The organism is Vibrio sp. nBUS_14, assembly GCF_051201655.1.
Classification (GTDB): Bacteria; Pseudomonadota; Gammaproteobacteria; order Enterobacterales; family Vibrionaceae; genus Vibrio.
The window spans coordinates 1,697,087-1,712,007 of sequence record NZ_CP179207.1; the positions used below are offsets into that span (position 1 = coordinate 1,697,087).

Sequence of the window (14,921 nt, forward strand, 5' to 3'; positions counted from 1 at the left end):
GTAAATCGACCATCGATTTCGGAAACACACCGAAAAGTGGATGATTAAAACCGAAATGAGTGGTCGGTTAAAAACGGATTTGGTGGTCGATTAAAACCGAAATAGGCGGTCGGATAGCTCCGAAATATGCATTTGGTAATACCACTGCAGTTTTACCATGGCAAAGTCTCACCTTATCCCTATGAAATGAATTGGTTGAAAGGTTTTACTAACCCTGACCAGGCTAAAGCACTTTATACTCAGGATTTTCCTTTGGTCGATGTTACCGTTATGCCTGACGATGAGATAATGCAGCATCGTCGTATTGCCTTGCTTGAGCTCGTACAAAAGCACGCTCGGCATCGAGATATCATGGATTTCATTCAGCCTCTGGTCACATTGCTATTAACCGATTACACTACAGAGAAGCAAGTACAGTCATTGATGAGTTATCTACTTCAAGTAGGTGAAACAGACGATATAGAGGCGTTAATCACGTCACTGGCCTCATCAGTACCGAAACACGAGGACACACTTATGACGATTGCAGAGCAATTACGCCAACAGGGCGAATAAAGAGGCATTCAACGTGGACGCCAAGAAGGACGTCAAGAAGGCATCCAATTAGGCGAAAAAAAAGGACGTCAAGAAGCCCTAAAAGAGATGGCTCGAAAAATGGTGCTCAATGGAATGGATCAACAATCCGTTGCAGAAGTCACAGGACTGAGTAAAGACGAAATAGCACAACTTTCTCACTAGACTGCCGAATAAACAAAGCAGCCTTGCCAGCTCGACGGCGAGGCTAACTTTCGCTTCGCTCTGCCCTCATTCTTTTAACTACACGAACAACCGTTCGTGGTGACACTCCCACAAACTTAGCTGTCTCATGAATACTCATTTCTTTCAACACCCTAAGTTTATAAATTTGTTCGTGTAACTCTAAATTGGGCCTTCTACCTAGATACTTGCCCATCTCCTTAGCTTTCTCAATACCTTCCTTTTGACGTCGACGTCTATCTTCATAATCTTTGCGAGAAATCGCCGCTAGCATATCCATCATCATGTTATTGATGGCCTTAATCATCGAGCTCGTAAACTCATCCGATATTTCTGGGGCTAGTGCGATGTGACTGGTCGGAAGATCTAAACTAATGACTTTCAATTCTTTCTCGTACAGCATTTCTTTCAATTGAGACCAACTTACTTCATTTAAACGAGAAAGCCTATCTATCTGCTCAATAAGGATCACATCGCCTTTTCTTGCATCACTGAGTAATTGCAGTAATTTAGGTCTTTGCAATGATGCACCTGATTGCTGCTCAACGTACCACGTAGCAACTCGAAGCCCTCTTTGCCCTACAAAGTTTGATAAGGTTTTTTTTGCTCTTTCTGCATCCTGTTCGACAGTTGATGCTCTTAGGTAGCCAAATATGTACATAATGATGATTTAAGACTTTTAGGTTATGATCTAAGTAGGTGTGACATTAATATTATGTCATTACTAAGTTGATAGCAATTTAATGCCTATACTTTTCACCTATACCCTAATGCCTTAGCCTTAGCCTTAGCCTTAGCCTTAGCCTTAGCCTTAGCCTTAGCCTTAGCCTTAGCCTTAGCCTTAGCCTTTAGGGTACACTCGCACTCTTTTCATAAGTCAAACCATTCCGGTGAACACTTACGGCTAGATGACTAAAAAATGGGGTTATAATGTTTTTCTGTCATTAAAACAAAGATAAGGTCTCATATGGGTAATCCTGAGAAGCGAAAAAAAAGAGCTAAGTTAAAAGCAAAAGCGACAAAAGTTCAAAAAAACAAAAATACATTCCACTCCCAGTCTGGACATGCACACTTTCACGAAGAACCAATGGAAATTGATGATGACCTAATTTCTTTTTTCAAGGCGCTTCCATTGGCTAATCAAGACTATAAAGCTGTTCCCGCTTTGAAGCGCTTTGTTGAACAACAAGGAGACACACCAATTGATGGGGTTTCAGACCATGTTAGAGAATTATTTGCGTTATTTATCCACTGGTGCGAAAACACTCCAATGTATCCATTCAGTGTGATGACATTGGCTATGGATCTAGAACGTGACCCCGACTTTCATGCTGCTTTCGTTAGTCAGTAATTAGCGATCAAACATCCAAAGGTCTGTAATATTTTATGTCACTTCCATTATATATGAGGGTCTATGGCGGTCTTTAATATCCGTTACTTGGATAAAGAAAAAAACACACTCAAGTCCGAAACGGTGTATATGCGCTCTTTAGCCACAGCAAAAGCCAGTGCCACTACACACGCGACGGAAAATACGTTTAAAATAGAAATTAGTGACGTTGTCGATAAGCCTCTCGCCTTTCGCTATGCGACTGGCAAGTGGGATGAAGAAGAAAAACCAACTTTAGAGCAAGGAAAAGAGATGAACCGTAAAGAATTAGTGGATCATATTGCAGAGAAAGCCGATCTCAACAAAAAAGAGGCTGATGCCGCACTCAAAGCCATCATCGATGGCATTACCACAACACTAGCCGACGGCGACGACGTGACTTTGGTCGGCTTTGGAACATTTAAGATCACCCACCGCGCTGCTCGTGAAGGGCGCAATCCAAAGACCGGTGAAGTCATTCAAATTTCAGCATCAAAAAGTCCAACGTTTAAAGCTGGGAAAGAATTGAAAGCTCACGTGAACCCTTAAGCTTTTTTTGCTCCACAGCCATAGTCATCATGACTGTGGGGCATAACGTCCGAAACCATTGGAATTACCGCACAAAACCTAATCTGACTGATATCTTGGAAATGATTAGCCAGTGCTTTTACTAAAGTACAAGCTACAAATAATCACAGAGTGGGCACCTTAGTTTTAATTAGATAGCCTGGTCCGTAAAATCGTACTAGCAAAAAGGTTCGGGTAATGTGCAGCTCTAGTGGATATACGTTAAACTCCACCTGACCATTAATTGATAACTACCTTATGACTACCGGAAGAATCCAACCAATATGAATGACCTCCTGCCTCCTATCAACAAAATTCAATTGAAAATGCTTATCCGGGAAGAGTTAGAACCGACTTGGTTTGATAACAAATCAGCAACTCCGGACCTGTCTTGGATAACGCCAATGGTGCTTGAAGTCTTATTTACTGAATTGATAACCCATACTCGCGGTAACCAAACAAAGGCCGCTGCAATTTTAGGTATCAATAGAGGTAACTTCAGTAAAAAATTAAACGAGATCACAAATCGCGAGTTTGATATTCATACCCCTCTGTAAGTATCAAGCCAGCAGATGGTGCCGAAATATATCAACGTCCACATCCCCTGAAGCGCTCCATGGCGGCCTCCTTAGTTCTCGTGTCGAGAATCAGTGGGGGTATAATATACTCCACTTACAAAGTAGCCATCACTGGGCCCTTTTTGAAGTCAACGCACACACCCGACTATTAACTATTAACGGCGCGATAATTTTATACCTGATGCTTCTTACCTCCAGTTGAAAACAATTAACCGCACTTTGGGGGTAATTTCATTTAATACGTACCATAAATAAAAATTAACCTGCGAAGGCTTTGGACAGGTTGCGCCCAATTGTTGTGGATAACTGATTTAATGTATTATAACAGCAGAATGTTACGCGGGAATTAGACGATTAATACAAAAGGCTAAGTCAATATGGCAAATAAAATTCACTATGATATTCAGCATGTTAAAGTTAGTAGCAATAAAGAAAGCTCTCGACTGACCAACCAGTGGGAGCAGGTTCTAGAAATCTGTCGTGAGAAGTCACTAGGGGAAGTTGCGAGAGCAAGATTAGCGTTTAACCTTGTTGATTACATCACAAGTGAAGACCTGCCTTTTCGTTTACTGATCACTCGCGCACCACAAGCCATGGCCACCATAGGTGAAGAAACCCGAGTGTATAAAGAGCATCGCGTCATTAATGGCAAACAAAGCGGGATGATTTACGCCAAAAGCGAACAAATGTTGCCAAGAGAGATCAGCTATACGAATGAGTTTGTGGCAACCCGCTACGTTGATGGGATAAAAACACCACTGTCTGCAACGTCTCTCGTTGATTGTCTCAAGGCTGGAGAGGTCATAACACCACTCGATGGGATTTTGTTTCTAGGCTGTAAGCGTATCGCCAGTGACATAGCACGCCTTAAAAAAGTCGAACCAAACATGAACATCGAAATGAAGCGCATTGAAGTATCAGACAGCTTCACAGGCACGACAAGGAAGATGGCTAGTTACGTATGAATATCGAGGGGCCTGTTATTGCCTTATTGGTCGTGTTTCGTGAGTCTCAAAAATAGTTTTATTGCACCCTGCAGGTAGACATACACCAAACATAATATTGTTATAGGCGGCTTCTCACATCCTTGTAGCTGTACTCAAGGCTCTCACTTTAACCCACAGCCCGAAAAGCCGCACAAGTCATAGTGCAAAATCCAATGAACACTTCGCAAGCACCAATAACATTGAAATCACAACATTGCTGAGACGCTCACAAAAACCGCACAACTGACTGATAATTCAAAGATTAACGGTCGATAATTTCAACTCTGACACTTTGCCGTAAGATCAGAAGAATATCGGGTAAGCGGTGCCCAAGATTTTGCAAGCGCATGATCATCTTAGACTTATGACGCTCATCTTTCGCCATATCATGGCCAAAATGCACGATTTTACAAAGCCGGGCTTGTTCTGTGTGATTAAAGTTTAACGTCAACTTAAGTAACGCCTGCTCTATCTGTCGATAATTATAGGGTTTTGTTGACAGGATTCTCGCTATGACACTAAACCCTAAATGCATAGCCATCATTCTATCAAGCTCACGCTGTATATCAGAACTATCATCGATGCGGTCCTGATCATAGTAAGGGATTAAGTGAATATAAAAGTGAGCAGGTTTGAGATCGACTATCAAACGCTGGCGAACCGCCAACGACGAGGCGTTAGGATGGCGCTCTAGAATACGCTCAATACGGCGCTTTAACTGGACATCATTGTGTTGACTCATCACGCCTAAAATTAGGAAGTTACAATAAAACAATCTTGCCACACCCCATCTTGAGCTTGACCATATTTTTCGTGATATGCGTCCTATAAATGACAATCAAAAGTAACAAAAGCCTACTGACAACAAATATTTCACAAAATAAAAAATCATTATTCCTTATGCGTGACATGCCAGCTTTCGCAATAAGTTCAGGATGGGAAAGCAAGGAAGCATAACCACTGCATGACTTGGTGGCCGTAATATCTAGAGTATTTAGTCTAAGTGTTTTTTGGACATTTATCTGCCAGCGCTTTTGCTAAATTAGCAAACTACGAATAACCACAAGTATGGCAAAGTATGTTTCCAGCAGTAAGTCTGAAACAAAGATCACACTGAAAGGAAGCTAGGGTAAAGTGCAGACCAAGAAGATTTACGTTAAACTCGGTTTACTCAACAACCAATGCTAATCTTGCCAGTGCCTAATCTAACAAATATGAATGACCACCTATCTCCTATCAATAAGAACCAAATCCAAAAGCTTATCCGAGAAGAATTAGCACCGACGTGGTTTGATAGTAAATCAGCGACACCAGATATGTCTTGGGTAACACCAACGGTACTTGATGTATTATTTTCTGAGTTGATAACGCACACACGCGGTAACCAATCAAAGGCGGCAAGAATTTTGGGTGTCAACAGAGGCAACTTCAGTAAAAAATTAAACCAGATTATAAGCCGAGAATTTGATAGTCATGAGGCAAAGTAAATATCACGCCTATTGGTACTCTGCGGATGGTGCCGAGCTTGAGAAGCCGCCACTTGCCTTGAAGAGGTCCATGACGGCCTCCTTAGTTCTCGCTTCGAGAATCACTGGCGGTAATATAATTAAATTGCAGAGGAGTCACCATTGGGCTCTTTTAGAAGTCAACGAATATACCCGACTATTAGTCGCTCGATAGGTTTTAATACTGATGCCTTTCGCTTCTGCATCTGCTTAGATTTGTACGAGGCCTTGTTGCTTAAATCGATGGAACTAAATCAGGAAGCTACGATCTGATCGGATACACCCATCAATCGTCGTAGTCTCATGCCTAAACCTCGTTACAAAACAACTAACTGGAAGCAGTATAATAAAGCCTTAATCAACCGTGGCTCTCTGACTTTTTGGATTGATGAGGAGACGTTAGCCGAGTGGAAGCAAAACAAACAAGGCAAGCGTGGTAGACCTCGCCGATTCAGCGACTTAGCCATTACTACCGCTCTGATGGTGAAACGCGTTTTCTCTATGCCATTGAGAGCGCTGCAAGGTTTTCTAGACTCCGTCTTTAAGCTGGCTAACATCCCTCTGGTTTGCCCACACTACACCTGTATAAGTCGTCGATCTAAGGATGTTGAGGTTTCATTTAAAACTAAAACCAGAGGTGCGATACAACACCTAGCCATTGATGCCACTGGTCTCAAGGTTTATGGCGAAGGTGAATGGAAGGTCAAGAAGCATGGAACTGATGGGAAGCGAAGAGTCTGGCGTAAGCTGCACATCGCAGTAGATACAAGCACCCACGAAATAGTCGCAGCAGAGCTGAGCTTATCTAACGTAACCGATGCCGAAGTGCTCCCCAACTTACTTAATCAGACACGTCGGAAAATCATTGAGATATCAGGTGATGGCGCTTATGACACAAGGAATTGCCATGATGCCATACGGATCAAGCGAGCTGTTCCGCTCATCCCACCAAGAGAAGGGGCTGCCTTCTGGGAGCGTGGTCACCCCCGAAATCTCGCCGTGGGTTGCCAGAAGTTATATGGCTCAAATAAGTATTGGAAAGAGCGGTATGGCTATCATAAGCGCTCTCTATCAGAGACCGCGATGTACCGAGTAAAACAGCTGCTAGGTGGGAAATTAAGCCTGAGGAACTACAACGCTCAAGTTGGCGAGACTTACGCTATGATTAAAGCCCTGAATAAGCTTACAGGGCTTGGTATGCCTGAAACACAGTATATCGATTAAGAATTAAGCACAATGGGGCAGGCATGCCTTCTCTCTGAATTAAGCAACAAAGCCTTTGTACGACAGAATCGCTCGATCATCACAGTGCCAGAACTGGTTGGCCTGACACGATCTTGGACATTTATTTGCCAGCGCTTTTGCTAAATTAGCAAACTACGAATAATCACAAGTATGGCAAAGTATGTTTTCAGCAGTGAGTCTGAAGCAAAGTTCTCACTGATAGAAAGCTAGGGGAAAGTGCATGCCAAGAAAATTTGCGTTAAACTTGGTTTACTCAACAAACAATGCCAATCTTGCCAGTGCCTAATCTAACAAATATGAATGACCATCTATCTCCTATCAATAAGAACCAAATCCAAAAGCTTCTCCGAGAAGAATTAGCGCCGACGTGGTTTGATAGTAAATCAGAGACACCTGATATGTCTTGGGTAACACCAACGGTACTTGATGTATTATTTTCCGAGTTGATAACGCACACACGCGGTAACCAATCAAAGGCGGCAAGAATTTTGGGTGTCAACAGAGGTAACTTTAGTAAAAAATTAAACCAGATTATAAGCCGAGAATTTGATAGTCATGAGGCACAGTAAGTATCACGCCTATTGGTACTCTGCGGATGGTGCAGAGCTTGAGCAATCGCCACTTCCCTTGAAGCGCTCCATGGCGGCCTCCTTAGTTCTCGCTTCCAGAATCACTGGCGGTAATATAATTCAATTGCAGAGGAGCCACCATTGGGCTCTTTTAGAAGTCAACGAACATACTCGACTATTAGTTGCGAGATAAGCTTTACGAATGATGCCTTTAGCTTCTTCATCTGCTCAGATTTGAAACTGATTTTTGGACAGAAATCATTTTCGGAAAATCGAACATTAGCAAGCCATGAATAACAAGAGGTATGGTAAAGTTGTCGCGAAATGCTAGTGCGATGAGTGAAATCGCACTAGCAAAAAGGTGAGATTTGTACGTCTATGTAGCTCTTAAAACCGTCTTTTAGTATATTCCACTATGCCATAGCATATTGACAAAACCCTCTATGTACATATGCACCTTAGTAAAATTTTCAGTTTGCAACGAGCCCAATTGAAGGGTCTATGTTGTCTTTATATTTTTGTATATAAAATCATAAAGAACATGTTGCTGTACCTGTTGATGTATTCACATTCAATACTTGAAGTTGAGTATCTTGTATAAAGTCAAATGTAAACACACTGCCATCGGTAGCTAAGCAGGTTGTAGATAGTCCCCAATAGTAAACATCAACACTTAAATCCGCCCTACCACTAATGTCTCTAGTTGATACAAATGAAGATTCTGAGTAATCATGATCACTGTTAGGAGGAAGGTAATCAGAGACAAATGAGTCAATTTTTATTTGGACACCTACACTTGGTGACTCATTAGTAATCGACAAGCCCCAGACCGAATCAGGAATTTCATCAATAAAATCAAACTCTCTTGCTAATACAGATAGGTATTCAGAGTCAGAACTATCTTGGTACTCAGTTTTAGCACCAAGAGCCCAATAAAAGACACCTTTCATCCCTTTTCTTTTCACATAATTCGCAAACCAGGCTATATCATCAACAGATGCGATATTTTGTGGTTGTTTGTTGTTTATCATCGGGCTTACACCAAACTTAAGCTTCGATAGTGGAGCTCCTGCATTCGTATAAGATGAAATATAAGTATCAATCAGATGAGCATTCGTATAAAAACCAACCGTAAAATCGGTATACGTCATAATGAAAATATCATCGATATCTTCCATCGCTTGATTATTCCCAAAAAATTCCCCCATCCATGAATGCGCCGTCCATACTAATGATGCTGAAATCTTCAATTCAGGCTTACCACGAACATCAAAATTATCCCTTAAATAAATAACCATCTCGGATAAATTTGAAGAAAATTTCGCTTTATCTTGATTAGAATAAGCCCACCAATACTCAATATCAAGGTCAACACCATCCAAATTATTTTGGATTACCTTTTCTATTATTGCGTCATATAAATCAATTCGGTCTTGATAGCTTCCTTTGTACATAACCTTTGCAATATTTTCATCACTGCCACCACCAACAGATAATATAGATAGACCTCCGTCTTGGTGATACTTATTATTCCACCCATCCCAGTAACCATGATTCCAAGATCCTTCATCAAGAAACTCATCATTTGAAAATGAATACGGTGGTATAGAAGAATCCAACGTAGAAAATGAAAGTAGGTTTCCAGAATAAATAAAGTCAGGAGGAGTGACGCCACTCCAACTCGCCCAATAGGCCGTTACGTTATATTCACTGGAGTAATGATCCCTATAACATTGAGACTGGCTATCTATTGAACTAAGTGAGTCACACTGTTCGTGTGAAACTGCAGATGCTGAGAGCAACAAAGTCGACAATAATAATTTGTTTTTCATTAAATTAACCACTTATTTTATAAAATGGAAATACTAACTCAATTGCAATGCAACTTTGTGATTTTTATATTAAATATGTGAGTACGGTCATTAATCTGTTTAATTAATCCCGAATTAAAGTCCGAAGTACGCACGACACTTCGCCATTTAATCTGCTATGCAATTTTTTTGATATATTACAGATGGATATTTATCCTTTTCGGAAAAACGAATATTAGCAAAGCATGAATAACTACATATATGAAAAATTAATAAAACCTCTTCCCAAGAGTCGGGAAGGTGGTTGCATACAAAATAATTATATAAAAGCGAGGATCCCATAATTAAAGTAATGCAACTATTCTTATCGAGAAGCTGTCGTTAAATTACAATCGAACAAAATCTAGACTAAATGATTTTTGGACAAAAATGTTTTAGAGTGATTGCACCAAATGACGTCTTTAGCATAACTAAAATTAATACAAATTTAGGTGGCACTAACTTAACGAGTCTTTGAATGTAGAAAAAACTCTAAAACAGGGCCGCTGCGCAAATTTTATTTAGAGATGATCAGTTGACTCTCTCGACCCAACTAATGATGAACTAATATGATTAGTTCATCATTAGCAGTTTCATTTTCAAATCAACGTCAAACCTTGGCTTGTGCATATTTTTAGCGAAGAGTTGAACTCTGAGTTAATTAGATTGACAAGTAGATTAATACAGCGACGAGCCATTTCGGTCTCCACAACTAAAGTGGACCCGTGCACCATTTTATTTCTTTCTTTACGACAATCTGAAGCTTCCCTATAAGTTTCGAAATCAATTTCCTCTAATAACTCCAGCATCTCGATAATAGTACTTACTTCCATCTCATTACCATATTTTTTGCGTCTATCGGCATTAAAACGTTGTCCACCACTCCTAACTTCATAGTTGTTTTCAGGTGATGCTATGTAACCTTTCAGCCTTTTTTTAAGTAATGACTCAACCTCAAACCAAGCAATAGCTAAAGCTAAGTTATTGTTTCCTGTTTTATAATGGACAAGTGCACGACCCATGTTTGCTACGTGAGTAATGGAACCGTTCAAAAGCACTTTACAAAAAATATCGATACACAAATCAAAATGCTCTCTGAATAAACATTGACTAGAAGTTAGTGGATGAAGGGGAGCATCACGATATATTCTGGTAGCGGCTGTATTACTTGGAGAGCACGAGCCTTGAAAATCCATTTGGGCATTTAAAGTCAATACATCATCTCTAGTTATGTCATGAATACCAGCTAGGTCACTCTTAAAACAAACATTCAGGCTTGCAGTCATGAGGGCAACTTGAAAAGCGTTAATGCTATCCACATATCGGCGCCACTTTTCTCTGGATTTATCACCGTCAAAGTCTTTTGCTTCATTAGGTTGAGGGAACTCCATTTCTACTTCTTTCAGTCGAAGTCCGAATAAACCGTCTCTAGTTAGCTTAATTTCAAACTGTTCAGAGTTATAATGGAAGATGGTTTTTTTCAAATCTTTTAATTCCTGCTTACAAACAAATACACCATCCTCTAAAATACCAACTTCATCTTTATCAATTGCTACAATCTCTTCTTGTGTATAAAACCCTTTGTACATTTTAAATCTCTTATTATATCCAATTATCTACTTTAGTTGTGTTTTTATCTTAACATCAAAAACTTATAGCTGTATTGATATGAATATATAGTCAAATGAATATGCTCGAGATTGATGATTGCCACAGTCAATAACACCCGTTAGCAAATGTATGGCGAATCAACATGAACAAGATACGAATGATTAACAACGCCAAGACTGAAAGGGGCACTTTTGAGTTAGAAGGTGCCACGGGTAAAAATTCAGCCTGTGAAGGTTTTGGACAAAACCTTGCCAGCTCTTTCGCTAAATTAAAAACTATCAATAAATACAGGTATGGTAAATTTACTTGTGAAGATCTAGTGCGATGAGTAACATCGCACTAGCAAAGAAACAGAAGTTATTGGATAGAGAATAATACGGAACGTTATGAACTTAAATCCCCTAGCCACAAGTGCTCTCGTGCTCGTATCTACAACAGCAAGTGCGGTGAGTTTTATAGACCAAATCGATGGTCAATTGGACATGGGTGAATACCTAGCTGAAAATGCCTATGGCTTTTTACCCGTCCCAATTCTAATTACAGAGCCAGCGGTTGGCTACGGTGGTGGTTTTACCGGTGTCTTCCTTCATGAATCAGAAGAACAGAAAAACACACGCAAAGCACTGGCGGAGAAATCTCTTGATGGAGGCGCACAACTCTTAACACCAGCAATCACCGCAGTCGGTGGCTTTGCGACAGAAAATGGCACTTGGATGGCATTTATTGGTCATATGCGCAGCTGGAAAGAGGATTCGATACGCTACCTTGGCGGTGTGGGTTATGGCGATATCAATATGACTTTCTACCGACAGAGTTCTCCCAACTCCCTTTCACCACTCGATCCAAATGAAGGTATCGAACTTGGTTTAAAAGGCATGGGAGGGATACAAAAGCTCCAATTTAGAATCCAAGACTCACCATGGTTAGTTGGCTTATCTCAACAGTTTTTTGCCCCTAAATTGTCACTCAATAACCACCCCAAAACGCAAGAGATCCTAAACAATATTGGGAATACTTCACCGACTTCATCAGGCTTGGGTTTAATCGCTGAATACGATAGTAAAAACAGTTTTCTAAATCCAACTCAAGGCTATAACTATGTCGCTGAGTATCTATGGTTTGGTGATGGACTTGGCAGTGATTACAACTACCAAACGTTCAATCTAGAAGGGTTGAATTATTGGGAACTCAACAAGGAATGGAATCTCGCGTTGCGCGGACAATACAAATCCTTGTCGACTGATGAACGCTTTCTATCGCCTCAATACTACCCAGATATTCAGTTGAGGGGTATTGCGAGAAACCGCTATCAAGGAGAGCATACTTTTGCGGCAGAGGTGCAAGTAAGCAAACAATGGACGCCACGTTGGTCTACCGGTGTGTTTACTGGAATTGGCTATGCCGGCGACAGTGACAGCGATATGTTCGACCAAAGCTCACACTTAGCGTATGGCGTTGGTTTCCGATACCTTATCGCGAGACGTTATGGCCTTATTTCAGGGATTGATATTGCGTTTAGCGAAGAAGATACCGCACTCTACTTTCAAGTTGGAGCCGGTATCTAGCTAAATCACGATTCTATTTGGGGCTTTGCGCTCATTTCAGAAGAAAGTCCAGATTTAGCTCTCAGACCATGCCCTGCAAGGTCTAGCGAACTTATTAATACCATTATCTTTATTGCAACATTAAACGGGCGCTTTGTCCCAAAGCGCCTTACCTCTCAGCAATATAAATGCACCTTTATCGCATAGCCACCAATATCACCACATTAATTTCATTTGGGCGAATTTCAAACGATGTGATGGGTTAACATGATGGCACCTCTAAATGCACTGCGACATTGCTAATTTTAGCGTAGGAGTGGGGCGTACCATCTAATTAGCGTGTTAGCGTAGTTCCCACGAACAGATATGCAAAGTCCTTTGATGGGCTCGCATTGCTCAATTCGTCAAAAAGAAATACCAGCAAATATTGGTTCGTGGTTAGAGATTTAGTGATCTAATGGGCTTAACGCCATCTTTTATAATCGAGATTTTAGGGTGAAGTTGCAACCACAAAATGCTCTAACTTCATAATCTCAGATTGAGGGACCTCTCTACCTTTCGGCATGAAATATATAGTATTAAGATCGTCCAGCGAGGTATGTTGTTTGAGCTGAAAGTCGCTTTCGTTGAGCAGTGTTTCAATCTCTTGAGCTGAGTACAAAGACTGCCAAGGTTCTCCAAACTTAGCCGACAGTTTCATGATGTTATCTGCCCGTTTAGCTGCGTTTGGGTAACCAACCCCAAAACATTCAGACGGATTGTCCAGCAATTGCTCATCAACATAGGAAAAACAGAACACGGTACGACTATCGCCAGTTAAAATCTTAAGTTCATTTAAAGTAGCAGAAAGAGCTGGTTTAGAAATATATTGAGACACGCCTTCTAAAGTAAACAAGGTAGGCTTATTTGGTTCAAAACCAGCATTTAATAAGCGCTCACTCAACAATTGGCTGTCAAAATCGACACTCACATATTTGACATAATTAGCACTTTGAAGATGTTTAGGTAGCTTAGCTCTCTTTTGTAATTGGACGTCCGCTTGGTCAACTTCGAACACTTTTATTTTTGAAGGCAAACCCAAACGATAGGCACGTGAGTCATAACCAGCTCCAAGAATCACATATTGCTCAATATTTTCAGCCGCACTTTGATTTACAACGTCATCAATAAACCGAGTTCGCGCTATAAGGTGTTCATGAAAGCCTCTGGCAAATTTTCGAGTAAGCCACACACTGAGCTTATGACCCAGTAGTTTGATCAGCCCTGAGCCAAAAACAAAGTGTTCAGCATAAGGATCGTAAATTACGCGTCGATCGGGCTCGGCTAATGATTCAATGTATCTTTGCTTTGCCACACCCTGAGCCGTAGCGTCTTTTTTAAATATCGTATTACCCATAATAAGCTTTTACCTAAAAACACATCCTCACCACACTACCCCTATCTGAAACATCAAAATCAGACGTGGGTCAAATAACGGAATGTAAGCCAACTAATTGCTGTGTTGCTTACTCGTAGGTAAAATCGAAAGCGCCTAGTATACAGGAAAGTCAATATAAATCAGGGTGCGCATTAACCACGTTTAGAAACGAAAATCCCATCAAAAATTCGTCTAAGACAAACGTTCAACCGGCGTGTAAGCCCCCAGAAAAGTCAGATAAGTTTTCCTAAGGAAAAAGCATATTAATAGCATGTGAATGAGTAAAAGTACTAAGTGGAAACGGGGCATTTCTTAGTTACAGATTGCCGCGATGAATGTTTATACTAAGGTGCCATGAGTTACCCAGCAACTTTAAAGCTGACAAAATACAAACTAGATTCCGTTGGGTATATCTTTCGTAATAGCCATTTGAGCATAAAAACAAATGGTAAATTCTCCGCTTTGGCATGTTTTCTACAGAGCTTTTCAAACTCAACATTCTCAACATCAACTATTTCTAGTCTGCAGATTTTCCGCTCATCTTCGTGAGTAAATGCTTCAACAACCTGTCCAGGGTAATAATGGCTTTCAGATTTATCTCTAATCGTTGCAGTTTTTTTACCAGAAAGAATCTGGCGTTCTAACCTAGTGAAAAATGTCATTCTATCCAATTATTTACACCAACTCTCTCCCATATCCTCCAAGTTTACACCAGCATTAAATGAATCGGCAATAAGCTCTTTCTTTTTTAAGCTTCAATCTAACCCAATTGACTAGTGAGGGAAATAATTGGGGATATTTTCTGTGTCGCATAACTTTTAGTATGGAAAAAGTCCGTGAACAGGATATGAATGAGTGAAAGGTCTACCATGATGTATGGAATCCACTCCCTCCTTTGCCAAGCTAGACTTAGGAGAATGAGAT

14 protein-coding genes and 1 pseudogene are annotated in these 14,921 nt (G+C 40.6%); 9 read left to right on the top strand and 6 right to left on the bottom strand.

Annotated elements, in window-relative coordinates:
• Positions 1-126 precede the first annotated feature (126 nt).
• Entirely contained in the window at positions 127-555 is a 429-nt protein-coding gene (locus ACMAZD_RS25515; RefSeq protein ID WP_435249965.1) for an Rpn family recombination-promoting nuclease/putative transposase, read from the top strand.
• 226 nt (positions 556-781) lie between these two features.
• Here the strand turns inward: ACMAZD_RS25515 and ACMAZD_RS25520 are convergent, their stop codons facing one another.
• Positions 782-1,417 (bottom strand): recombinase family protein, encoded by a 636-nt coding sequence (locus tag ACMAZD_RS25520; protein ID WP_435249966.1) that lies wholly within the window; start codon positions 1,415-1,417, stop codon positions 782-784.
• Between the two features lie 306 nt (positions 1,418-1,723).
• Between ACMAZD_RS25520 and ACMAZD_RS25525 the strand changes: the two genes are divergently transcribed.
• The 4 genes and pseudogenes from ACMAZD_RS25525 to ACMAZD_RS25540 all read left to right on the top strand — a co-directional run bounded on the left by ACMAZD_RS25525 (position 1,724) and on the right by ACMAZD_RS25540 (position 4,235).
• Entirely contained in the window at positions 1,724-2,107 is a 384-nt protein-coding gene (locus ACMAZD_RS25525; protein ID WP_435249967.1) for a hypothetical protein, read from the top strand.
• Positions 2,108-2,377: 270 nt separating this feature from the next.
• Positions 2,378-2,674: pseudogene (locus tag ACMAZD_RS25530) on the top strand (HU family DNA-binding protein); the annotation flags it as partial.
• 302 nt (positions 2,675-2,976) lie between these two features.
• On the top strand, positions 2,977-3,249 hold the full coding sequence (locus tag ACMAZD_RS25535) for a helix-turn-helix domain-containing protein (RefSeq protein ID WP_435249968.1): 273 nt from the start codon (positions 2,977-2,979) through the stop codon (positions 3,247-3,249).
• A gap of 398 nt (positions 3,250-3,647) precedes the next feature.
• Entirely contained in the window at positions 3,648-4,235 is a 588-nt protein-coding gene (locus ACMAZD_RS25540; protein ID WP_435249969.1) for a hypothetical protein, read from the top strand.
• Positions 4,236-4,518: 283 nt separating this feature from the next.
• On the opposite strand, the gene ACMAZD_RS25545 is transcribed toward ACMAZD_RS25540, so the two are convergent.
• Positions 4,519-5,040, bottom strand: a complete 522-nt coding sequence (locus tag ACMAZD_RS25545; RefSeq protein ID WP_435249970.1) for a hypothetical protein — start codon at positions 5,038-5,040, stop codon at positions 4,519-4,521.
• Between the two features lie 430 nt (positions 5,041-5,470).
• On the opposite strand from ACMAZD_RS25545, the gene ACMAZD_RS25550 reads away from it, so the two are divergent.
• From ACMAZD_RS25550 to ACMAZD_RS25560, 3 genes are all read left to right on the top strand, one after another.
• Positions 5,471-5,743 (top strand): helix-turn-helix domain-containing protein, encoded by a 273-nt coding sequence (locus ACMAZD_RS25550; protein ID WP_150895868.1) that lies wholly within the window; start codon positions 5,471-5,473, stop codon positions 5,741-5,743.
• Positions 5,744-6,064: 321 nt separating this feature from the next.
• Positions 6,065-6,985 (top strand): IS5 family transposase, encoded by a 921-nt coding sequence (locus ACMAZD_RS25555; protein ID WP_435246996.1) that lies wholly within the window; start codon positions 6,065-6,067, stop codon positions 6,983-6,985.
• Positions 6,986-7,302: 317 nt separating this feature from the next.
• Positions 7,303-7,575 carry a helix-turn-helix domain-containing protein gene (locus ACMAZD_RS25560; RefSeq protein WP_435249063.1) on the top strand — a complete coding sequence of 91 codons (273 nt, stop codon included), beginning with the start codon at positions 7,303-7,305 and terminating at the stop codon, positions 7,573-7,575.
• 530 nt (positions 7,576-8,105) lie between these two features.
• Here the strand turns inward: ACMAZD_RS25560 and ACMAZD_RS25565 are convergent.
• Together ACMAZD_RS25565 and ACMAZD_RS25570 are read right to left on the bottom strand one after the other, a co-directional pair.
• Positions 8,106-9,407, bottom strand: coding sequence for a glycosyl hydrolase family 18 protein (locus tag ACMAZD_RS25565; RefSeq protein ID WP_435249971.1), 1,302 nt, complete (start codon positions 9,405-9,407; stop codon positions 8,106-8,108).
• Positions 9,408-10,024: 617 nt separating this feature from the next.
• Positions 10,025-11,014, bottom strand: coding sequence for a hypothetical protein (locus tag ACMAZD_RS25570; protein WP_435249972.1), 990 nt, complete (start codon positions 11,012-11,014; stop codon positions 10,025-10,027).
• Positions 11,015-11,422: 408 nt separating this feature from the next.
• On the opposite strand from ACMAZD_RS25570, the gene ACMAZD_RS25575 reads away from it, so the two are divergent.
• Positions 11,423-12,601 carry a glyceraldehyde-3-phosphate dehydrogenase gene (locus ACMAZD_RS25575; RefSeq protein ID WP_435249973.1) on the top strand — a complete coding sequence of 393 codons (1,179 nt, stop codon included), beginning with the start codon at positions 11,423-11,425 and terminating at the stop codon, positions 12,599-12,601.
• Positions 12,602-13,070: 469 nt separating this feature from the next.
• Here ACMAZD_RS25575 and ACMAZD_RS25580 read toward each other — a convergent pair whose 3' ends face one another.
• Together ACMAZD_RS25580 and yqfB are read right to left on the bottom strand one after the other, a co-directional pair.
• Complete coding sequence (locus ACMAZD_RS25580) at positions 13,071-13,976, bottom strand: class I SAM-dependent methyltransferase (protein WP_435249974.1); 906 nt, start codon at positions 13,974-13,976, stop codon at positions 13,071-13,073.
• A 380-nt stretch (positions 13,977-14,356) separates the two neighbouring features.
• A complete protein-coding gene (gene yqfB / locus ACMAZD_RS25585) occupies positions 14,357-14,659 on the bottom strand; it encodes a N(4)-acetylcytidine aminohydrolase (RefSeq protein WP_435250550.1) in 303 nt (100 codons plus the stop codon).
• Positions 14,660-14,921 lie beyond the last annotated feature (262 nt).